Origin of the sequence: Nocardia sp. NPDC050378, from assembly GCF_040655675.1 — a bacterium.
Classification (GTDB): domain Bacteria; phylum Actinomycetota; class Actinomycetes; order Mycobacteriales; family Mycobacteriaceae; genus Nocardia; species Nocardia coubleae.
The window spans coordinates 198,978-219,597 of sequence record NZ_JBFAKI010000003.1; the positions used below are offsets into that span (position 1 = coordinate 198,978).

18 protein-coding genes are annotated in these 20,620 nt (G+C 69.1%); 11 read left to right on the forward strand and 7 right to left on the reverse strand.

The features are described from left to right. Positions 1–97: 97 nt before the first annotated feature. A complete protein-coding gene (locus tag AB0I35_RS08680; RefSeq protein WP_357395197.1) occupies positions 98–2,128 on the reverse strand; it encodes an AMP-binding protein in 2,031 nt (676 codons plus the stop codon). A 262-nt stretch (positions 2,129–2,390) separates the two neighbouring features. On the opposite strand from AB0I35_RS08680, the gene AB0I35_RS08685 reads away from it, so the two are divergent. Genes AB0I35_RS08685 through AB0I35_RS08700 form a run of 4 tightly spaced genes read left to right on the forward strand, consistent with a single transcriptional unit; the run spans position 2,391 to position 7,500 of the window. Further along, positions 2,391–6,125, forward strand: coding sequence for an ATP-binding protein (locus AB0I35_RS08685; protein WP_357395199.1), 3,735 nt, complete (start codon positions 2,391–2,393; stop codon positions 6,123–6,125). After that, the gene (locus AB0I35_RS08690) at positions 6,122–6,535 is read left to right on the forward strand and encodes a roadblock/LC7 domain-containing protein (RefSeq protein ID WP_011207200.1); all 414 of its coding nucleotides are present in this window, start codon (positions 6,122–6,124) and stop codon (positions 6,533–6,535) included. Before AB0I35_RS08685 ends, AB0I35_RS08690 begins: the two co-directional genes overlap by 4 nt. Before the next feature lie 7 nt (positions 6,536–6,542). After that, on the forward strand, positions 6,543–6,917 hold the full coding sequence (locus tag AB0I35_RS08695; RefSeq protein WP_067492470.1) for a DUF742 domain-containing protein: 375 nt from the start codon (positions 6,543–6,545) through the stop codon (positions 6,915–6,917). Next, complete coding sequence (locus tag AB0I35_RS08700; RefSeq protein WP_174550224.1) at positions 6,898–7,500, forward strand: ATP/GTP-binding protein; 603 nt, start codon at positions 6,898–6,900, stop codon at positions 7,498–7,500. The genes AB0I35_RS08695 and AB0I35_RS08700 overlap by 20 nt, the downstream gene beginning before the upstream one ends. A gap of 50 nt (positions 7,501–7,550) precedes the next feature. On the opposite strand, the gene AB0I35_RS08705 is transcribed toward AB0I35_RS08700, so the two are convergent. Both AB0I35_RS08705 and AB0I35_RS08710 read right to left on the reverse strand, forming a co-directional pair. Then, positions 7,551–8,093: a hypothetical protein gene (locus tag AB0I35_RS08705; protein ID WP_357395200.1), complete on the reverse strand. Its 543-nt coding sequence runs from the start codon at positions 8,091–8,093 to the stop codon at positions 7,551–7,553. Then, complete coding sequence (locus tag AB0I35_RS08710) at positions 8,090–8,365, reverse strand: helix-turn-helix transcriptional regulator (protein ID WP_067640988.1); 276 nt, start codon at positions 8,363–8,365, stop codon at positions 8,090–8,092. Before AB0I35_RS08710 ends, AB0I35_RS08705 begins: the two co-directional genes overlap by 4 nt. Positions 8,366–8,448: 83 nt before the next feature. Between AB0I35_RS08710 and AB0I35_RS08715 the strand changes: the two genes are divergently transcribed. Beyond that, positions 8,449–9,945: a carboxyl transferase domain-containing protein gene (locus AB0I35_RS08715; RefSeq protein ID WP_357395201.1), complete on the forward strand. Its 1,497-nt coding sequence runs from the start codon at positions 8,449–8,451 to the stop codon at positions 9,943–9,945. 92 nt (positions 9,946–10,037) lie between these two features. After that, a complete protein-coding gene (locus tag AB0I35_RS08720; protein WP_357395202.1) occupies positions 10,038–10,892 on the forward strand; it encodes an aldo/keto reductase in 855 nt (284 codons plus the stop codon). Here the strand turns inward: AB0I35_RS08720 and AB0I35_RS08725 are convergent. Continuing rightward, a complete protein-coding gene (locus tag AB0I35_RS08725) occupies positions 10,873–11,991 on the reverse strand; it encodes an NAD(P)-binding domain-containing protein (protein ID WP_357395203.1) in 1,119 nt (372 codons plus the stop codon). The genes AB0I35_RS08720 and AB0I35_RS08725 overlap by 20 nt on opposite strands. A gap of 91 nt (positions 11,992–12,082) precedes the next feature. On the opposite strand from AB0I35_RS08725, the gene AB0I35_RS08730 reads away from it, so the two are divergent. From AB0I35_RS08730 to AB0I35_RS08750, 5 genes are all read left to right on the forward strand, one after another. After that, the gene (locus AB0I35_RS08730; protein ID WP_357395205.1) at positions 12,083–12,811 is read left to right on the forward strand and encodes an enoyl-CoA hydratase; all 729 of its coding nucleotides are present in this window, start codon (positions 12,083–12,085) and stop codon (positions 12,809–12,811) included. After that, positions 12,811–13,944 carry an MBL fold metallo-hydrolase gene (locus AB0I35_RS08735; RefSeq protein ID WP_357395206.1) on the forward strand — a complete coding sequence of 378 codons (1,134 nt, stop codon included), beginning with the start codon at positions 12,811–12,813 and terminating at the stop codon, positions 13,942–13,944. Before AB0I35_RS08730 ends, AB0I35_RS08735 begins: the two co-directional genes overlap by 1 nt. Positions 13,945–14,004: 60 nt before the next feature. Beyond that, positions 14,005–14,253: an antitoxin gene (locus AB0I35_RS08740; RefSeq protein ID WP_067492586.1), complete on the forward strand. Its 249-nt coding sequence runs from the start codon at positions 14,005–14,007 to the stop codon at positions 14,251–14,253. A 52-nt stretch (positions 14,254–14,305) separates the two neighbouring features. Further along, positions 14,306–16,573 carry an ATP-dependent DNA ligase gene (locus tag AB0I35_RS08745; protein ID WP_357395207.1) on the forward strand — a complete coding sequence of 756 codons (2,268 nt, stop codon included), beginning with the start codon at positions 14,306–14,308 and terminating at the stop codon, positions 16,571–16,573. Positions 16,574–16,647: 74 nt separating this feature from the next. After that, a complete protein-coding gene (locus AB0I35_RS08750) occupies positions 16,648–16,827 on the forward strand; it encodes an antitoxin (RefSeq protein WP_357395208.1) in 180 nt (59 codons plus the stop codon). 79 nt (positions 16,828–16,906) lie between these two features. Here AB0I35_RS08750 and AB0I35_RS08755 read toward each other — a convergent pair whose 3' ends face one another. The 3 genes from AB0I35_RS08755 to AB0I35_RS08765 form a co-directional block, all read right to left on the reverse strand. Beyond that, positions 16,907–17,542: an ammonium transporter gene (locus AB0I35_RS08755; protein ID WP_357147552.1), complete on the reverse strand. Its 636-nt coding sequence runs from the start codon at positions 17,540–17,542 to the stop codon at positions 16,907–16,909. 211 nt (positions 17,543–17,753) lie between these two features. Beyond that, the gene (locus AB0I35_RS08760) at positions 17,754–18,494 is read right to left on the reverse strand and encodes an energy-coupling factor transporter transmembrane protein EcfT (protein ID WP_357395209.1); all 741 of its coding nucleotides are present in this window, start codon (positions 18,492–18,494) and stop codon (positions 17,754–17,756) included. After that, on the reverse strand, positions 18,491–20,584 hold the full coding sequence (locus tag AB0I35_RS08765) for an ATP-binding cassette domain-containing protein (RefSeq protein ID WP_357395211.1): 2,094 nt from the start codon (positions 20,582–20,584) through the stop codon (positions 18,491–18,493). Before AB0I35_RS08765 ends, AB0I35_RS08760 begins: the two co-directional genes overlap by 4 nt. Positions 20,585–20,620 lie beyond the last annotated feature (36 nt).

The window sequence follows — 20,620 nt, forward strand, 5'->3', positions numbered from 1 at the left end:
ATCCTAGGGGGACTCGAGCGTCGAGAACTGTGTCGCCAGCCGCCGATGTCCTGTTCTCGGAGTTAAGCGCCGAGAACCGCGGCGCCAGCCGCCAATGTCACGGCGCTACCTGGTCGCCGTCGTGGTTGGGTGTGGTCGGCCTGCCGAGCGGGGGGTTGGCGAGGATGCGGTCGGCCAGGGCGGTGAGGACGGCCGGGTCCTCGATGGTGGCCGGGGGTTCCACGTGTTCACCGGCGGTGAGCTGGCGGATGGTCTTGCGCAAGATCTTGCCCGAGCGGGTCTTGGGCAGGCCGGTGACGACGATCGCGTCGTGCAGGGTGGCGATGGCGCCGATCTGCTCGCGCACCCGTTCCACGAGCTCGTCGCGCAACTGGTCGGGCTCGATCTCGACGCCCTGTTTGAGCACTACATACGCCAGCGGCAGGCTGCCCTTGAGCTCGTCGGGCACGCCGATCACGGCGCACTCGGCGACGGCTTCGTGCCCGGCGATGGCGGCCTCGATACTGCCCGCCGAAAGCCGGTGCCCGGCGATATTGATGACGTCGTCGGAGCGGCCGAGGACGTAGAGGTAGCCGTCTTCGTCGAAGTAGCCGGAGTCGCCGGTGAGGTAGTGGCCGGGGAACGCCGAGAGATAGGAGCGCACGAACCGCTCACGGTTGCGCCACAGGCCGCTCAGGCAGCCGGGGGGCAACGGCAGGCCGATGACGATATTGCCCTCGGTGCCGTTGGGTACCGGGTTGCCGCTGGCATCGAGCACCCGCAGGCGGTACCCGGGCACCGGCACCCCGGCGGAACCGGGTTTCACGGGCAGTTCCTGCAGGCCGAGCGGGTCGGCGCAGATGGGCCAGCCGGTCTCGGTCTGCCACCAGTGATCGACCACCGGGGTGTCGGGATGACCGGCGAGCAGGGTGTCGCTCGCCCACTCGAAGGTGGCCGGGTCGAGCCGCTCGCCCGCGCAGAACAGGGCACGCAGCCGGGACAGGTCGTGGCGATGGGCGGCGGTGGCCTCCGGGTCGGCGCGGCGGATGGCACGCAACGCCGTGGGGGCGGTGAACAGCACCCGCACGTCGTGTTCGTCGACGATGCGCCAGAACGCGCCCGCGTCGGGGGTGCCGACGGGTTTGCCCTCGTAGAGCACCGTGGTGGCGCCTACGAACAACGGCGCGTAGACGATGTAGGAGTGGCCGACCACCCAGCCCACATCCGAGGACGCGAAGAACACCTGACCCGGGCCCACGTCGTAGATATTGCGCATCGACCAGGCGAGGGCAACCGCGTGGCCGCCGTTGTCGCGCACCACGCCCTTGGGCTTTCCGGTGGTGCCCGAGGTGTAGAGGATGTAGAGCGGGTCGCAGGCGCCAACGGTCACCGGCTCGGCGGGTTCGGCGTCGGCGACGGTGGCGTCCCAGTCCAGCCAGCGTGCGGCGACTGTCTGATCCGAGGCGGGCAGTACGTCGGTGGCGGGCTGGTCCCGGGCGAACTCGATGGTCGGGAACTGTGGGCGCTGTTTGACGAGCACCGTGCGCACCGAGGTGCTCTCGGCCAGGTCGAGGGCCTGCAGCACGATCGGCGGGTACTCGATGCGGCGGCCCGGCTCGAGCCCCCCCGACGCGGTGACGACGAGCACCGGCTCGGCGTCGTCGATGCGGGCCGCCAGCTCGGGTGCGGCGAACCCGCCGAAGACCACCGAGTGGACCGCGCCGATGCGGGCACAGGCCAGCATGGCGATCACGGCCTCGGGGATCATCGGCAGGTAGATCACCACCCGATTACCGGCGACCACGCCGAGATCACGCATCGCCCCGGCGAAGCGTTCCACCTCGCCGAGCAATTCCGCATAGGTATAAGTCGTCGTGGTGTCGGTCATAGCCGACACATAGATCAACGCGGCCTGATCCGAACGTCCACCTTCGGCGAGAGTTCCGCCGCGCACATGCCGATCGAGGGCGTTCACACAGGTATTGAGCTTGCCGTCGGGATACCAACGGGCCGAACGTTTGTCGGCGGCATCGACAGTGTGCTCGGGCGCCAGATCCCACTCGATCTCGCGGGCGGCGGCTGACCAGAAGTCGGCTGGATCGACCAGGCTGGTCTGATAGACCGGCCGGTACTCGTGTTCGGTGTCCAAGCCTGTGACTCCTAGCCTCGCTTCGTGCCCGCTCGATAGATCCTGATGATTGTGGCAGACTTCACGCGACACCCGAGGGGGTGCCGCGACCTTTGGTTTTGCCTGTAACGGGCAGGTCATCGCGCGGACCTCTACCGGGAGTCGGCCAAGAAGTTATTGATCCGTTAGAATCTGTTGTCACTTATTCGGGCAGTCGTAGACGCAATTTCTCGGCCAGCCGCAGTTCTCGGCCAGCACCGTCTGGCGAGCCACCATTGCGCCTGTGGAGGTTCGTGATGGCGCACGGTACGAGGCCAGTTTGGAAAGTGAGTGGGAGATGCGTGACGCCGCTAGGTCCGGCAGCAAGCGCTGGGCGCTCGGCAACTGGGACCTGCGTTGGAAGGTTACGGCCGTCTTGGCTGTGCCTCTCGCGGTCGCGGTCGGGCTCGGCGTGTCGAGGATTACCTCCGAGTTCACCGAGGCCAACCGGCTTTCGAGCATCAACGAGCAGGTAGACGCGATTCCGTCGGTCACCTCGCTCAGTGCTGTGACCGCGCGGGTGACCGGTAGCCAGACGGTGCCCGCCGGGCCAGGGGTCACCCTGGTGACCGATCAGGACCTCGTCGACCTCGACGCCGCCATCGCTGGCGGCGAGGCCGAGCTCGGCCGTCTCGTCGACCTGCCGAAGGCGCACGCCGCCCTCGAGCGGATGATCGCCCAGGCCAAGAACGTGCGTGCCCAGGGCAAGGGGCTCACCGCTTCGCCCGATACCGCGCTCGCCTCGGTCGAGCAGATGCGCAAGGACAGTGTCTCGATCGTCGAGTCGACGATCGCCCAGGTGAGCAACCCGGTGATGGACACGGCCAAGCTGCGCCTGGTCGACTCGCTCAACACCCGCTCGATCCTCGTCGACCAGCTGGCCGCGATCTCGGAGATGCTGCGCGGATCGCCCGCGGGCCCGCAGAACTACCTCACCGGTGTGGCCACCGAGCGTCACCTGCTCGACGTGCTCGCCAACCGCTTCCCCGACGGCGACAAGGTGCTCGCCGACCTCAAGACCCAGGCCGACATCCGCCAGAACCTGGTGAACGGGCCCGACGTGCAGGCGGGCAAGCTGCCCATCGGTGAGATGCGTACCTCGCTCGTCACCAGCCTCGTGGCCTACGAAACCGTCGTCGACGAGTCGACCAAGGCCATCGAGACCTCGATGGACGAGCTCACCACCTCGGCCGCCACCGGTGCCTGGACCTACACCGCGGTCGTCATCGCGACCATCCTCGCCGCGCTGCTGCTCGCCGTGTTCGTCGCCCGCTCGATGATCGTGCCGCTGCACCGCCTGCGCCTGGCCGCGCTGCGCGTGGCCGAGTCCGACCTGCCCCACGAGGTCGCTCAGCTCCGCAACGGCGCCGCCCCCGAGGACGTGCCGCTCGAGCCGATGCCGGTGCGCTCCGACGAGGAGATCGGTCAGCTGGCCCGCGCCGTCGACGACATCCACGGTCAGGCGCTGCGCCTGGCCAGCGACCAGGCGCAGATGCGTTCGCAGGTCAACGACATGTTCGAGACGCTGGCGCGGCGGTCCAAGTCGCTCGTCGACCATCAGCTCACCCTCATCGAGGCGATGGAGTACGACGAGAAGGACCCGCGCCTGCTCGAGAACCTCTTCCGCCTCGACCACCTCGCCGCGCGTATGCGCCGTAACGGTGACAACCTGCTGATCCTCGCCGGTACCAAGCAGCGGCGTTCCAAGTCGGCCCCGGTCGAGATCGCCGACGTGCTGCGCGCCGCGATCTCCGAGGTCGAGGACTACGAGCGCGTCAAGCTCGGTGCCACTCCGCGCGGTTCGCTCGTCGAACCGGCCGCCTCCGACCTGGCGCACCTGTTCGCCGAGTTGCTCGACAACGCGCTGCGCGCCTCGCCGCCGGAGACCGACGTCAAGTTCACCTTCGCCCAGGCACACGACCAGGGTCTGCTGATCGAGGTCGCCGACCGGGGCATCGGTATGCCGCCCGCGGAGATGACCGACATCAACCGCAGGCTCGAGCAGGCCGCCGAGCCCGGCCCCGACACCGCCCGCCACATGGGTCTGTTCGTGGTCGGCCGCCTGGCCGAGCGGCACGGTCTCACCGTCCGCCTGCGCCCGACGTTCGACACCGCGCGCGATCCGGGCGTCACCGTCACCGTGCACGTGCCGGTCGGCCTGATCGTCTCGGGTGCCGGTGGCGCGGTCGTGCCGCCGAACCAGCTGCAGAAGCAGCAGCAACCGCCGCAGCCGCAGAAGCCGCAGCCCCAGCAGCCGCAGCAGCCGAGCACCATGCAGACCCGTGCGATCACCCGTACTCCGGGTGGCAACGTGATGGTCACCGTCGACCCGGGCGTGAGCCCGCCGCCGACCGGCCCCGGTGGACTGCCGCAGCGTCAGCCGGGCAACTCGATGGCGCAGACACAGGATGGAAACGAGCAGTCCCCGTCGCTGCGCCCCGCCGCCCCCGGACAGGGCAATGTGCCGCAGCGCGGCAAGCTGGCCGCGGCCAACCTGCCCAAGCGCAACCTGGCGGCGGGTGGTCCCGGCGCGCCGCAGCGTCCGCAGCCACCCCAGCCCCCGCAGGGCAAGCCGGGTGAGGCCAAGCCCGCGCCGACGGCCGGCGGCCTGCCGCAGCGTCAGCCGGGTGCCAACGGTGCCCCCGCCCGCGAGCAGGGTCAGCCGCCGCGCGACGCGGCACCCACCCGTGAGGGCGGCCTGCCGCAGCGTTCGCCCGGCGCCAACGGCGCGCCGCCGCGTGACCCGTCGACCGGTCTGCCGCAACGCGACCCGTCGAACCGCGCGCCGCAGCGCGACCAGAGCGGCGGCCTCCCGCAGCGTGACCCGGCGGCCGGTCCGCAGTCCGGCGGCCTGCCGCAGCGCGCGCCCTCGGGTGGTCTCCCGCCGCGTGACCCGTCCAACGGTCTGCCGCAGCGGGAGCAGACCGGTGGTCTGCCGCAACGCGATCCGTCCACCGGCCTGCCGCAGCGTGCGCCGAACAATCCGCCGACCGGTCTCCCGCAGCGTGGCGGCCCCGTGCCGCAGCGTGATTCCGAGCCGGTGCAGCGCGACCCGTCGACGGGCCTGCCGCAGCGTGGTGGCCCTGCGCCGCAGCGTGATTCCGAGCCGGTGCAGCGCGACCCGTCGACCGGTCTGCCGCAGCGTGGTGGCCTGCCCCAGCGCGAGCCGACCCCGCGTCTGCCGCACCGCGAGCAGTCCGGCGGTCTGCCGCGCCTGGACAACCCGGCCGGTGGTCTGCCGCAACGAGATCCGGCCAACGGGCTGCCGCAACGCAACCCCGCCGGTGGCCCCCCGCAGCGCACCCCGTCGGAAACGCCCGCCGCCCACCGGGATACGGCCGACGGCGGCCTTCCGCAGCGCGCGCCCGGTCTCCCGCAGCGTGGTGAAGCCGCGCCGGAGCGCCCACTCGGACCGAATGGGCTGCCCCAGCGTGCTCCCGGCGCTACTGTGGTACCGCAGGCGAACGCCGGGCCGGGAGTGGCTCTGCCGCAACGGGATCGGGATCCTGCGGAGCCGGGGAACGCTGCGTCGGCAGGGCGTGATCCGGGACGGCACAGCTATCGGTCGAATCCGGCCAAGGCCGCGTCGTTCTTCCAGACCAGGTTGCAGCCGGCACCGGAGGGCGATTCCGTGATGGGCGGAACGCCGATCTTCGCGGAGATGATGTCGGCGTGGCTCACGGACGAGAATTCCGACCGGTCCCAGCTGGCCGCCGCCTTCGAATCACCCGGTGACGAAGGTTGGCAGGCCGCGCGACGGGCCGCCGAGGCGCAGGCCGAGGCCCGCACGGCCGCCGGCTTGCCACAACGCAATCCGGGCGGAAGGCTCGTGCCCGGTGGCGTGACCGGTAACGCCGACCGCACACCGAAGCGCGACCCTGAAACCATCAGGTCCAGCTTGAGTCGTCACCAGCAGGGCGTCCGGGATGGCCGCGCAATGAAGGCAATGAACCTAACCGGAGATAAAGGAGACCGATGAACCCCGATCTAGGTGGTACGAACCGTCAGCTGGATTGGCTGGTTTCGAACTTCGCCAACGAGGTTCCTGGCGTAGCCCATGCTGTCCTTGTCTCGGCCGACGGCCTGCTGATGGCCGCCAGTGCCCAGCTACCGGTCGACCGCGCGGAACAGCTGTCTGCTGTCACCGCCGGTCTGGCCAGCCTGTCCGTCGGCGTGTCGAATCTGTTCGAAGGCGGTACGGTACTGCAGTCCGTCGTCGAGATGGAGCACGGTTACCTGCTGCTGATGGCAGTGGGCGACGGCTCCTATCTCGCGGTCCTGACCAACACCTCGTGTGACATCGGTCAGGTCGGCTACGAGATGGCTCTGTTGGTCGAGCGTGTGGGCCAGACCGTCCAGGCCACGCCACGCGTCACGATGGGTTCCTGATGGTGGGATGGACATAGACGATCACCGCATGGGAAGCGCCGAGCCAAGCCTCGTTCGCCCTTACTCGTTGACTTCCGGCCGTACCAGGCCGGCGGTCGAGTTGGCGTTGGAGGCTCTCGTTGCCTCGCATCCGGTCGCCATGGAGCGGCAGTTCGAACTGAACAACCTCGAAACGTCCATCGTGGAGTTGTGCAGACAATCGCCGTCCGTCGCCGAGATAGCCGCCCAGCTGCGCATCCCCATCGGGGTTGCGCGGGTACTGGTGGCCGACCTCATCGAGGCCGGTCATGTCCGGGTCTCGGCGACTTTGAAAGACGATTCCAGCGACGATGAACGTCGCGAGCTGATCGAAAGGGTTCTCAGTGGACTCCGGCGTATTTGATTCGACGGCGCAGGTCGACACCCGCACGAGCAAGCCGACTTCGGCGAAGATCGTTGTTGCCGGTGGCTTCGGTGTCGGTAAGACCACGTTGGTCGGTGCGGTGTCGGAGATCGTTCCGCTGCGCACCGAGGCGTTGGTGACCAATGCCAGTGCTGGAATCGACAACCTCACCGGCATCCCGCAGAAGTCGACCACCACGGTGGCCATGGACTTCGGCCGGATCAGCCTCGCCGACGACCTGGTCCTGTACCTGTTCGGTACGCCGGGCCAGTACCGGTTCTGGTTCATGTGGGACGACCTCATCCGCGGCGCCATCGGCGCCGTGGTGCTGGTCGACACCCGCAGGCTGGAGGACAGCTTCGCGGCCGTCGACTACTTCGAGGCCCGTGGCCTGCCGTTCCTGGTGGCGCTCAACGAGTTCGACGACGCACCGAAGTACCCGCTCGAGGACATCCGCCAGGCCCTCGCGGTCCCCGCGGATGTCCCGATCATGTCGATCGACGCCCGCCGCCGCGAGCCGGCCAAGCAGGCACTGGTCTCGCTCACCGAGTACGCGCTGCGCAAGGTGATGCAGGGCTACTGATCGGCGGGTGGGGCTGCGTCGATGAAGGCCGCAGCCCCGGTCTCACCCCGTCAGGGTTCCGGTTCGGGGTCGGGACGGGTCCAGCCGATGATCATCGCGGGCGTGCAACCGCCCGCCATGATCGCTGCCAGCAGCATGAGTCCTCCCGCGTAGGCGGTGCGATACGCATCGGCTTCGGGGGCGATAGCGCTTGCCCCGATCAGGAAGAACAGACCGGGCAGAGTCAAGGACTGGGTGAGCGCGAGGCCGACCGAGCGGGCCTTGTTGCGCTCGGCGATCTCGAATTCGTCGAGCATCTGTTCCGGCGCGTAATCCTGTCCGCCGCTGGCGATTCGCAGCATTGTCCAAGCCGGCAGGAACAGCAGGAGCGAGATCGTCGCGATCACGACCGGCACGACCTGCAGGTCGAACGCGCAGAGCACGCCCGCGATCGCCACTCCGGCAAGCGGGGTCGCGGAGCCGATCACCAGTAGCCGTCGGCGTCGAAGCGATCGCCAGCTTTTCAGCATGCCTGCCGTGCGTTGTTCCTGCACGAGCCAGCGCCGCACCCGGTAGTCCTGATAGCGGTCGATCAAACCGGTCGCGCTGGTCATGACGTGCCTTTCGTTCGTGGATACACCTCGGCCGAGAGCGGGCCGAATTCCGTGCGGGAGAAGACCGCCTCCACCGGCAGCGCGAACACATCGCAGATGCGCAGTGCCAGGTCGAGGCTGGGGTAGTGGTCGCCGCGCTCGAGCGCGCCGATCGTCTGGACATTGACATTCACCGCGTCGGCCAGCGCCGCCCGGCTCATCCGCTGTTCGGCACGCAGCACCGCGATGCGGTTGTAGATCGGGAGGGTTTCCCCTCGTCTTACTGGGCTCACACAACATAGTGTTGTAAAAACCAAACATTCTGTCAAGGATATCCGCGATATCGTGATCGCCCGGCTACGCTCTGCTCGTGCAGATGTCGGCGAATGAGGTGATCGCGCGGCTGCTCGACGTGGATTCGTTCGTGAGCTGGGATCGCCCACCGATCGGGCGCGCCGCCTCGCCGCGCTACCGCCAGGAGCTCGTCGACGCGAGCCGCCGGGCGGGCACCGACGAATCGGTGCTCACCGGCGAGGGGCTGCTGCGCGGGCGTCGGGTTGCCGTGATCGCCTGCGAATTCGGGTTTCTCGCCGGATCGATCGGAGTGGCCGCCGCCGAGCGGATCGTGGCGGCGGTGGAGCGGGCGACCGAACTCGGGCTGCCGCTGATCGCCTCACCGACCTCGGGTGGCACCCGGATGCAGGAGGGCACAGTCGCTTTCGTGCAGATGGTGAAGATCGCCGGCGCGGTCGCCGTGCACAAGGCGGCCGGGCATCCGTACCTGGTCTACCTGCGCAATCCGACGATGGGTGGGGTGTTCGCGTCGTGGGGATCGCTGGGGCACATCACCTTCGCCCAACCCGGTGCCCTCATCGGCTTCCTCGGCCCGCGCGTGTACGAAGCCCTGTACGGCAAGCCTTTTCCGCCTGACGTGCAGACCGCTGAGAACCTCTACCGCAACGGTGTGATCGACGGCGTGGTGCCGATCGAGGTCTTCCGCCGGATCGCCCATCGCGCGTTGAGTGTGTGCGCTGGCCTGCCGCTTCCGTTGTCTGCCGAGCCGGGTTGGGCTGCGCCCGTGCGTAATCCGAGCGTCCCGACGAATCCCGCAGCTACCGCGTGGGATTCGGTGCTCAGTACCCGACGCCCCGGACGCCCGGGTATTCGTGACCTGCTTCGCCATACCAGCCAACGGGTTCCGCTGTCGGGCACCGGCCAGGGCGAAACCGACCGCACCGTCCTGCTCGCCCTCGCCCGATTCGGCGGACAGCCGTGCGTGGTGTTCGGGCACGACCGGTCCGGCCGCCTCGAGGAGCAGACGATGAGCCCCGCCGCGCTGCGTGAGGCGCGCCGGGCGATGGCGCTGGCGGGGGAGTTGCGGCTGCCACTGGTCCTGGTGATCGACACCGTCGGCGCCGCGCTGTCCAAGGAGGCGGAGGAACGCGGTCTGGCGGGCGAAATCGCCCGCTGCCTGGCCGATCTCGTCACCCTCGACACTCCGACGGTTTCCGTGCTGCTCGGTCAGGGCACCGGCGGTGGCGCCCTCGCCCTGCTGCCCGCCGACCGGGTGCTCGCCGCGCGGCACGGCTGGCTCGCGCCGCTGCCGCCGGAAGGGGCAAGCGCCATCGTCTTCCGCGATACCGAACACGCGCCGGAACTCGCTGCCGCCCAACGCATTCGCTCGGCGGATCTGCGCGAGGACGGCGTGGTGGACCGGATCGTGGAGGAGTACCCCGACGCCGCCGACGAGCCGGTCGCCTTCGCCCGCCGCGTCGTCCTGGCGATCGCCGAGGAACTGGCCGCTCTGCGCACCCACCCACCTGAGGAACTGCGCACGCTGCGGCTGGCTCGCTACCGCCGCATCGGCCGGTGAGAAACCGACCTCCGCCCCGGTTCGCACACCTGGGGAAACACGCGAGGTCGCGTCGTTGACGCCACCGGCAACCACTTCTACCCTTCGGTAGGGTGACCTTCCGCAGCGAAAGCAGTCCTGTTCCCACCATCGTGCTGGGCGATGGGAACGTCATACCGCAGCTCGGCTTCGGTGTGTTCCAGGTGCCGGAGGAAGACGTCACCACTGTGGTCGCCGAGGCGTTGAAGGTCGGTTACCGCAGTATCGACACGGCCGCGATCTACGGAAACGAGGAAGGCGTAGGTCGCGCGATCCGTGCCTCGGGGATTCCGCGCGACGAGATCTATGTGACAACCAAGCTGTGGAACTCCGAGCAGGGCTACGACAGCACGCTGCGTGCGTTCGACACCAGCATGCGGCGTCTCGGCCTGGACTATCTCGACCTGTACCTGATCCATTGGCCGGTGCCGAAGGCCGCTCGTTTCGTCGATACGTTCCGGGCTTTCCAGGCGTTGAAGTCGCAGGGCCGGGTGAAATCCATCGGCGTCTCGAACTTCCGGATCCCCGATCTGGAGCAGGTGATCGCCGAGACCGGCGAGATCCCCACCGTGAACCAGATCGAGCTGCATCCCACCCTAGCCCAGCCCGAACTGCGCGCCTTCCATGCCAACAATGCCATCGCCACCGAGGCGTGGAGTCCACTCGGGCAGGGCACGCTACTGGACAATCCCACCATCGTGAGCCTGGCCGAGGCGCTCGACCGCACGCCCGCGCAGATCATCATCCGGTGGCACCTGCAGCTGGGCAATATCGTCATCCCGAAGTCGGTGACACCCTCGCGCATCGCCGAGAACTTCGACGTGTTCACCTTCGAACTCGACGCCGACGCGATGGCCGCGATCAACCGCCTCGATCAGGGCACCCGGGTCGGCCCCGATCCGGCCACCTTCAGCGCCGGTCTGGACTGATCCCCAGGTAGTCGCTCAACTCCCGGGCGGCCGCCCGGCCGGCCCGGTTGGCGCCGATCGTGCTGGCCGACGGCCCGTAGCCGATCAGGTGCACGCGGGGGTCGACCGCGACCTGGGTGGCCAAACGGCCGGTCATCGTGATGCCGCCGCCGGGTCCGCGCAGTCGCAGCGGCGCCAGATGGTCGAGGGAACTGCGGAATCCGGTCGCCCACAGAATCACGTCGGCAGGCTGGAAAGTACCGTCGGACCAGCGCACACCGGTCGGTTCGATCCGTTCGAACATGGGCAGCCGGTCGAGTACGCCTCGGTCGCGGGCGGCGCGTAGCCGGTCGTCGAGCGGCAGGCCGGTCAGTGACACCACCGAGCCCGGCGGCAGACCACGGCGCACGCGGTCCTCCACCGCGGCCACCGCCGCGCGCCCGTCCGCTTCGGTGAACGGTGTCTCGCGCCAGCGCGGCTCGGTCCTGGTCACCCAGGTGGTCGAGGTGACCCGGGAGATCTCGTCGAGCAACTGCACCGCCGAGATACCGCCGCCGACGACGATCACGTGTTTGCCCGCGAATTCGTCGGCCCTGCGGTAGTCGCGCGTGTGCAGCTGACGTCCGGCGAAGCTGTCGGCGCCCGGATAGCGCGGGATGAACGGGTGTTCCCACGTGCCGGTGCCGTTGATCAGCCCGCGCGTGCGCAGTGTTCCGGCACTGTCGGTTTCGACCTGCAGCACCTCACCGCGTCCGGCGCAGCTCTGCCCGTCGGCGGTCCGGTCGCAGACCACCCGCACCGAAACCTGACGGCGGACCCGCAGGTCGAACCGCTTCTCGTAGAGCTCGTAGTAGTGCGGGACGGCGGTCGCGGCCGGTGCCGAGGACGACCCGGGCGGCAGGGTTTCGGCGAACGACATGCCGGGCAGGTCGTGCACCCGGTTCACGGTGGTCAAGGTGAGCGAGGGCCAGCGGAACTGCCAGGCACCGCCCGGTCCCGGCGCGTGATCGACGATGAGGAAGTCGCGTTCGGGCACCAACCCCAGCCGGCGCAGGTGATAGCCCGCCGACAGCCCGGCCTGGCCCGCGCCGATCACCACGATGTCGAAGTCGGTTCCCACAGCCGCCGATGGTATGCCTTACCGGGCGCCGACCGCTGACTGTGGCAGAGTGAAGACAACCACGTGATCCGGTACTTCTGTGGAGGAATTCATGCTCGGCGTGACCCGCGATGGCGACGTGATCACCATCGAACTGCAGCGCGAACAGCGGCGCAACGCGCTCAACGAGGAGCTGGTCGCCCAGCTGCGCACCGCCATGCTCGAGGCCGTCGACCAGGGGGCGCGCGTCATCGTGCTTACCGGCCGTGGCCCGATCTTCAGCGCGGGCGCCGACCTGTCCGGTGTGTACTCCGAGACCTTCCTGACCGGTCTGCTCGACATGCTGCACACCATCGAAAGCCTTCCGGTGCCGGTCATCTCGGCGATCAACGGCGGCGCGATCGGCGCCGGTGTGCAGCTGGCGCTCGCCTCGGACCTGCGGGTGATCGAGCCCGACGCCTACATCGCGGTGCCCGCCGCCAAGCTCGGTATCTCGGTGGACCGCTGGACCGTCGCGCGGCTGGCCGCTCTGATCGGCGGCGGCCCGGCCCGCACCATCCTGCTCGGCGCCGAAACCGTCAGTGCCGAGGACGCTTACGCGTTCGGCTTCGCCAACAAGATCGGCACCGTCGCCGATGCCAAGGCCTGGGCCAAGTCGATCGCCCAACTCGCGCCGCTGTCACTGCGGGCCATGAAGCTCATGCTCAACGACGACGGCACCCGCGTCCCGGCCAGCGAGCAGCTGGAGACGGCGCTGTCGGCGGCCTGGACCAGCGACGACGCGCAGGAAGGCCGGCTGGCCCGGCAGGAGAAGCGCCCGGCGAAATTCCAGGGGCGCTGATGAATCCGGCACGGGTCGCGGGTTCGGTGGCGAGTGCGCTCGGGCTGGCCTGGGTGGCGCGTGCCGTGTGGGGGCTGCCGAGGGCGCTCGGTGCCGGGCCGTCGGAGATCGCGCCGACGGCGCTGGGCAAGTCGTCGTATCGGGACGGCCGTTTCCACAACACCGAGGCCAGCGCGATGATCGCGGCCGGTTCGGCGGCCTCGCTGGTGTGGTCGGGGCTCACGCAGGGGCGGGTCGGGCGGCCGAAGCGGCCGGTGCCGCTGGTGACGCCCGCCGTACCCGAGCAGGCGGAGGAACTGGCCGTCACCTGGTACGGGCACGCGAGCGCGCTGATCGAACTCGACGGGTACCGCGTGCTGACCGACCCGGTGTGGAGCGAGCGGGTCTCGCCGTCGCCGGTGATCGGGCCTGCCCGGTTGCATCCGGTGCCGGGCGCGCTGTCCACCCTGCCGAGGGTCGACGCTGTCGTCATCTCCCACGACCACTACGACCACCTCGACAAGCCGACCGTCGACGAGCTGGTCCGCGCCCAGCGCGCGCCCTTCGTGGTGCCGATGGGAATCGGCGCACATCTGCGGCTGTGGGGCGTTCCGGACGATCGCATCATCGAATTGGATTGGGGCGGTTCGGTTTCCCTCGGCCACAAGGCGGGCGACCGTGGCTTGACCATCACCTGCGCGGAGGCCCGCCACTTCTCCGGTCGCGGCCTCACTCGCAACACCACCCTGTGGGCGTCGTGGGCGCTGACCGGGCCGACCAAGCGGGTGTATTTCGGCGGCGACACCGGGTTCACGAAGGCGTTCGCGCAGGCCGGTGCGGTGCTCGGACCGTTCGACCTCACCCTGCTCCCGATCGGCGCCTACGACGAGCGCTGGACCGATGTGCACATGACCCCCGAGGAAGCGGTGCGCGCGCACGCGGCCCTGTGCCTCGGCGACCCCGGCTATGGGCTGCTCGTCCCCATTCACTGGGCCACCTTCAACCTGGCCTTCCACGGCTGGGCCGAACCGGTGCACCGGCTGGTGTCGGCGGCCGCCGCGGCCGGAACCGCGATCGCGGTGCCCAAGCCGGGTGAACGGGTGGTTCCGAATGACCTCCCACCACGGGTTTCGTGGTGGGAAGATGTGGAGTGAACCTTTCGGCTTAGTGCAGCGATGGGCGATCGCGCGAAACTGGGAAAGGAACATCGGCAGATGAGTCTCGTGGACACCTTGAAGGGCTTGCTCGGTAAGGGCAAGGAGGCCGCCGCGCAGAACGCGGACAAGATCAACGATGCGGTCGACAAGGCGGGCACCTTCATCGACGACAAAACCAAGGGCAAGTACAGCGACAAGATCGAGAAGGGCAAGGAAGCCGCCAAGAAGGCCGTGCCCCCGCAGCAGCCGGGCTCGGGACCTGCCACGGGCGGCACCACCCCGACCGATCCGGGGCCGAAGGCCTGACCCGGTGCGCGGGGGCCGCGACAGTGCGGCCCCCGCCGCCGGGTGAGCGTCGATGGTCCGCCGCGAGTTCCGTGGTGCACCGGGTGAACCGGATATCGAGGTCGAGCTCAGCAACCTCGACAAGGTGTTGTACCCGGCGACCGGAACGACCAAAGGTGAAGTGATCGCCTACTATTCGGCGATCACCGATGCCATCGCGCCGCATATCGCCGGTCGCGCGGTCACCAGGAAGCGGTGGCCCAACGGGGTGGATCACCCCGATTTCTTCGAGAAGAACCTGCCCGAGCACGCGCCCGCGTGGTTGCACCGCGCCGCACTCGAGCATTCCAGCCGCCGGGTGGTGTACCCGCTCATCGATTCCGAGGCGGCGATGGCCTGGCTCGGGCAGCAGGCGGCGCTGGAAATCCATGTACCACAATGGCGTTTCGAGGCGGGCGAGCGCGGTCCGGCCACCCGTATCGTGTTCGACCTCGATCCCGGGCCCGGGGCGGGTCTGGTCGAATGCGCCACGGTGGCGCTGGCCGTGCGGGACATGGTCGGTGAGATCGGCATGCGCGCCTTTCCGGTGACCAGCGGCAGCAAGGGAATTCACCTCTACGTGCCGCTGGACCGGCCGGTGAGTTCGCGTGGCGCGTCGACGGTCGCCAAACAGGTGGCGACGAATCTGGAGAAGCTGCACCCCGACCTCGTCACCGCGACGATGGCGAAGTCGGCGCGGGGCGGCAAGGTGTTCCTCGACTGGAGCCAGAACAACGCCGCCAAGACGACCATCGCGCCCTACTCGCTGCGCGGACGCACCGAACCCAATGCCGCCGCCCCACGCGACTGGTCCGAGATCGAGGACGCGAAGGCGTTGCGGCAGTTGCGTTTCGACGAAGTACTCGCCCGCTGGAAAGCCGACGGCGACCTGCTGGCCGACCTCGACCCACCCTTGCCCGCCCGTCCCGACTCGCTCACCAAGTACCGCAGCATGCGCGACCCGGGGCGCACGCCGGAACCGGTCCCCGCCACCGCCCCCGAGCGTGGTTCCGACGACCGGTTCGTGATCCAGGAACACCACGCCCGCCGCCTGCACTGGGATGTGCGCCTCGAACGCGACGGCGTCCTCGCCTCCTGGGCCGTCCCGAAGGGCCCACCGACCGAGCCGAAACACAATCGCCTGGCCGTGCGCACCGAGGACCATCCGCTCGAATACCTCGACTTCCACGGCACCATCCCCAAGGGCGAGTACGGCGCCGGGGAGATGACGATCTGGGATTCGGGCACCTACCGCACCGAGAAGTGGCGCGACGACGAGGTGATCGTCGAGTTCGACGGCAAGAAGGTGCGTGGCCGCTATGCCTTCATCCAGACCAAGGGCGACCAGTGGCTGATGCACTACATGCGCGACCAAGGCGTCCGGGAAACGCTGTCCGACAACGGTTCCCGGTCGTTCCCGCACGGCTTGTCCCCGATGCTCGCGACCGCCGGAGACGTGGAGTCGTTGCAGCCTCCGGAGTGGGAGTTCGAGACCAAGTGGGACGGGTTCCGGGTGATCGTCGAGATCGACGACGGCACCGTCACCGTGCGCAGCAGGCGCGGCAACACGGTCACCGCCCGGTACCCGCGCCTGGCCGCGCTGGCCGCCGAACTGGCCGGGCATCGCGTGGTGCTCGACGGGGAGGCGGTCGTCTTCGACGACAACGGGCTCTCGGATATCTCCGCGCTCCAGGCGGATTCGGCCCGCGCGATCTTCGTCGCCTTCGATGTCCTCTACCTCGACGGCACCTCGCTGCTCCGCAAGAAATACAGCGACCGCCGGGTGGTACTCGAGGCATTGGGACAACTGGCGCCCTCCATGCGGGTGTCCGAACGACTCGGCGGCTCCGGGGCCGAGGCAGTGGAGCAGAGCCGTGAACAGGGACAGGAGGGCGTGGTCGCCAAGCGCGTCGACTCGGTGTATCAGCCGGGCAAACGCAGCCAGACCTGGATCAAACAGCGGAACTGGCGATCCAGGGAGGTGGTGATCGGTGGGTGGCGGTCGAGCGCGGCCCGCCCGTTCAAGTCCTTGCTCGTCGGCATTCCGCACGACGACGACTTCGTCTACGTGGGCCGGGTCGGCACCGGGTTCGATGCCGAACAGCAGCGCCGCATCGCCGAGCGGTTGCAACGCCTGCGCCGCGAGAGTTCACCGTTCACCAACGAGATGACGGCGGAGGAGATCAAGGACGCCGAGTGGGTCACCCCGAGCGTCACCGGCACCGTGCGGTTCCAGGCGTGGACCGATACGGGGCGCCTGTGGCATCCGATCTGGGACGGTGTGACAAGTTCGCCACGATGATGCTCGCGCGTGAAAGCTGCGCTGTTGCTAGGGTGATCGCGTTGTACCCGGTTCGAATCAGCGAGGAGTACGCGGTGGATTTCAAGAACCTGGCGGACAAGGCGATGGGCCTTGCCTCCCAGCACGCCGACAAGGTCGACGACGTCATCGAGAAGGCCGGTGACGTGGTGGACAGCAAGACCGGCGGCAAGTTCGCCGGTCAGGTGGATTCGGCTCAGGAAGCGGCGAAGAACGCGCTGCGCGACAAGGCCTGAGGCCGACGGCGGGCCGGCCGCCACCGGCCCGCCGGACCAACGCGCTGAGAGTTTGCTCCCAGCGCGTTGCCTTCGGGGATTACCCGGTCTGCGCCCAGCGGGTGGTGCCCGGCGGAGCGGTCAAGGTGTTGATCAGGTCGATGCCCGCGACGATCAGGGTGGGCCCACCGGCGACGATGGTGCCGATGATCGCACCGACGGACGCACCGGTGATGAGGCCAGGCAGCGCGCCGACGCCGCCCGCGGCCGCGCCGACGACGAGGCCGATCACCGCACCGATGGCCATGCCGACGAAGCTGCCGATGGCGGTGGCCAGGCCGAAGGTCGACGCGAAATTAGCCTGTGCCGCATAGTTTTCCGAAGGCGAGGCGACCGGGGTGAGGTTGGGGCGCGCGGTGGCCGCGTCCTTCACCGCGGTCAGTTCGAGCTTGCGGCCCTCGTCGCTGACCGCGTGCGGCAGCGGGTACTCGAGGGCGCCGTCGCGCACCGAAAGCGGCAGCGACAGCAGGGTTGCGCCCGCTTCGTCGCGGACCTGGACGGCGCCGTCGGTGACGGTGAAGGTGCCGTGCGTGAGGGTGGTGACAACAGTGTTGCCGATGAGTTCGGTGCGGTACTCGACGCTCGGCGCCACCGGTTCGGCGTTCGCGACGCCGGTGCCGACGAGTGCTGCCGCGAGCACCGGAATGGCGACCGCGGCGATCTTACGGATGATCATGTGAACATTCCCATCTGGTTTTCATCAGGAGACGTGCCCAAACGAAGGCGCCGCGTTCGTTGCTTCCCCCGAGAAGCGAGCGTCGGCACGTGAAAGCGGTCCAGCTCGGTTGTCGATTGAACGCTAGTCGTCTCGATGGTGTCTCACAGAGGAATTCAGATTTTAAACATGAAATTCCTCATAGATATACGCTATGAGGAGCCGTGCTCGTTCACAGTGCGGCGTTGAGCCCGAGCGCCCCCGCGCAGACCGCGAAGACGATCATGAGGGCAATGGCATCGCGCCTGGTCGGGGCGCTGGGATGGGCCGTGAGCATGCCCGTGCCACCGCGCGCGGTGATGGCCTCGGCCAGCTCGCCCGCCCGGCGCGACGACACCGCCATGCACGCGGTGAGAATGTCGATGAGGGGATTCGCGTCGGAGGCGCGATGCAGCAGGCTCTCCTTGGGGCGCAGCTTGCGGGCCGCGCGCAGCACCCGGATCTCGTCGAGCAGCAGTGGCAGCCCGCGCAGGGTGAGCGCGACGACCACGGCCCACTCGTCGACCGGCAGCCGCAGCTTGCGCAGCGGCGCACCGAGCTTGGCCAGTGCCGGGGCCACCTCACCCATCGGTGTGGTGAACGCGATCAGCAGCGAGGCCGCGACCAGCACCAGGCCGAACACGACCACCTGTGCGTAGACCAGTACCCCACGCGTTCCGTTGGGAATGTTGACCAGCGCGCCGAGCACGATCAGTCCCCAGAACCACAGCGGCAGGCGCGGCAGCGCGCCGAACGGAATCCTGGCCAGCACGGCGATCGCGATCAGGAACGCGATGACCACGCCGAGCACCGGCCACGCGGGCCAGAACATCAGCAGCAGGCTGATGGTGAACGCCGCGATCATCTTGGTGCCTGCCCACAGGCGGTGCACCACGCTGTTCACCGGTACCTCGCGCAACAAAACGGTGCTCATCGGGCCACTCCGTTCCCCGGTTCGTTGCGTGAATTGTCCAGTCGCCACAGCGGTTCGGTGAGCGCGGCGACAGCGCCGACGGTCTGTCGCGCGGTCTCGACGATCACCCCGGAATCCAGGTGGACGGTGCGATCACAGACCACCGACACATCGGCCACATCGTGTGAGATGACGATCAGGGTGAGACCCGAATCACGCAGGCGGGCAAGCAGTTCCACCACTTCGGCACGGCCCTGCGGGTCGAGTCCGGCCAGCGGTTCGTCCAGGACGACGACCTGGGGATGGCTGGCGACCATCGCCGCGAGCACCACCCGCTTGGCCTGACCGCCGCTGAGTTCGTCGACCGAGCGGGCCGCGAAGGCCCGGTCGAGGCCGACCGCGTCGAGCGCGCGGCCGACCGCGCCGGAACCGGTGGCCCTGCCGCCCCAGTCGGCGATCTCCTCGCCGACCGTCTGCTTCTGCAGTTGCAGGCGGGAATGCTGGAACGCCAGGGTGACGCGCCCGATCTGCTTGTCGACCGGGGTGCCGCGCAGTTCGCAGCGGCCCTCGCTCGGGGCGATCAGGCCGGCGATGATCCAGGCCAGCGTCGACTTGCCCGACCCGTTGCCACCGACCACGAGCAGTGCCTCGCCGCGGCGTACCGACAGGTCGACACCGTGCAGGGCCGGTGCCTCCCACGGCGTGCCCCGGTTGTAGGTGTGCCGCACGCCGGCGAGCTCGAGGATGGGTTCGCCCATCGGTGCCCGGCGCCGGTCGCGGGCCGGTTGCGGCCAGGCCGCGAGCCGGTCGACCATGCGGCCCTGCGCCAGGTGGATCACCCGGTTCGCGGCGCTCGCGTCGGCTTCGTGGTGGGTCACCAGGACCACGGCGGTGCCGTGCCGCTCGGGCAGCCGGGCCAGCAGGGCGACCAGGTCGCGGCGGCCGTCCGGATCGATCATCGAGGTGGCTTCGTCGGCGATCAGCAGGGCCGGGCGACGGGCCAGGGCGGCGGCGACGGCGAGGCGCTGCTGCTGGCCACCGGAGAGGGTGGCGGTTTCGCGGCGGCCCATGCCGTCGAGGCCGACCTCGGCGAGCAGCGCGTCCACGTCGACCTGGGCGGCGAGTTCGGGCGGCAGGCCCCACACTACGTCGTCGGCGACGGAGACACCGAGGGTCTGGCTCTCGGGACGTTGCAGCACCAGCGCGGTGCCACCGAGTTTGCCGAGGCCCGCCGAGCCCGGCCGGTCGACGGCGCCGGACGTCGGTGGTCTGCCCGCGAGCACCCGGGTGAGCGTCGATTTGCCCGACCCGTTGTGCCCGACCACGGCGACGAACTCGCCGGGCCGAATGGTGAGGTCGATATCGGCGAGCGCGTCGGCGGCGGCTCCCGGGTACCGGAAACCGACGCCGTGCAGGGCGACGGGCAGCGGCGCGATCTGCCGGTCGTCCTCGGGTGCGTCGAGGCGGTCGCTGCCCGGCAGCCACCGCAGCCGGTCGAGCACCGAGCCGAGCACGAACCAGGAGACCACGGTGCTCACGAACACCCCGAGCGCGACCGAGCCGCCGATGTAGAGCCACCACCAGCGCAGCACGGCATCGGTGGCCTCGGTCGCCATCCGGCCGAGCGGTTCGAGCTGCGCCTGTCGTTCGGCGAGGTTGTTGATGCCCTCGGCGGTGCTGCGGATGGCGTCGAAGAACAGCTGCCTGGTCCGGGCGAACAGCAGCAGGCTCGCCACCGAGAACAGCCCCCAGCCGAGGCCCGCGACCAGCCCGAGCGCCAGCACCGCGGCGAATCCGCCACCTCGTCGTTTGACGATGCCGACGATCCCGGCGATGGTCGCGGCGCCGAGCACCCCGAGCGCGGGCATGATCCCGGCCGCCACGAACGTCACCAGTCCGGCGGCGACGGTCGCGGTGACCAGCGCCCGCAGCCGGTACCGGTGGGCAAGCAGCCCCAGCGGAACGGCCGCGACCAGCTGCAACGCGGCCGCCATCGGCACCAGCGACCCCACGGTGATGAGTCCGACGGTGAGTCCCGCCATCACCGCCCCGGTGGCCAGCTCGATGGGACGCAGTGGTCCGCGAGGAAGATCCGCGGGCTTGTGATTCACGTGTCCAGTCTGCCAGGGGGTTGCCCCTCCGGGATA

What these genes read in the sequence shown, in the direction of transcription:
- AB0I35_RS08690 (WP_011207200.1), top strand. Translation starts at nt 6,122, where the DNA reads ATGAACCCCGATCTAGGTGGTACGAACCGTCAGCTGGATTGGCTGGTT.
- AB0I35_RS08695 (WP_067492470.1), top strand. Translation starts at nt 6,543, where the DNA reads ATGGACATAGACGATCACCGCATGGGAAGCGCCGAGCCAAGCCTCGTT.
- AB0I35_RS08705 (WP_357395200.1), bottom strand. Translation starts at nt 8,093, where the DNA reads ATGACCAGCGCGACCGGTTTGATCGACCGCTATCAGGACTACCGGGTG.
- AB0I35_RS08715 (WP_357395201.1), top strand. Translation starts at nt 8,449, where the DNA reads ATGTCGGCGAATGAGGTGATCGCGCGGCTGCTCGACGTGGATTCGTTC.
- AB0I35_RS08730 (WP_357395205.1), top strand. Translation starts at nt 12,083, where the DNA reads ATGCTCGGCGTGACCCGCGATGGCGACGTGATCACCATCGAACTGCAG.
- AB0I35_RS08735 (WP_357395206.1), top strand. Translation starts at nt 12,811, where the DNA reads ATGAATCCGGCACGGGTCGCGGGTTCGGTGGCGAGTGCGCTCGGGCTG.
- AB0I35_RS08740 (WP_067492586.1), top strand. Translation starts at nt 14,005, where the DNA reads ATGAGTCTCGTGGACACCTTGAAGGGCTTGCTCGGTAAGGGCAAGGAG.
- AB0I35_RS08745 (WP_357395207.1), top strand. Translation starts at nt 14,306, where the DNA reads ATGGTCCGCCGCGAGTTCCGTGGTGCACCGGGTGAACCGGATATCGAG.
- AB0I35_RS08755 (WP_357147552.1), bottom strand. Translation starts at nt 17,542, where the DNA reads ATGATCATCCGTAAGATCGCCGCGGTCGCCATTCCGGTGCTCGCGGCA.
- AB0I35_RS08760 (WP_357395209.1), bottom strand. Translation starts at nt 18,494, where the DNA reads ATGAGCACCGTTTTGTTGCGCGAGGTACCGGTGAACAGCGTGGTGCAC.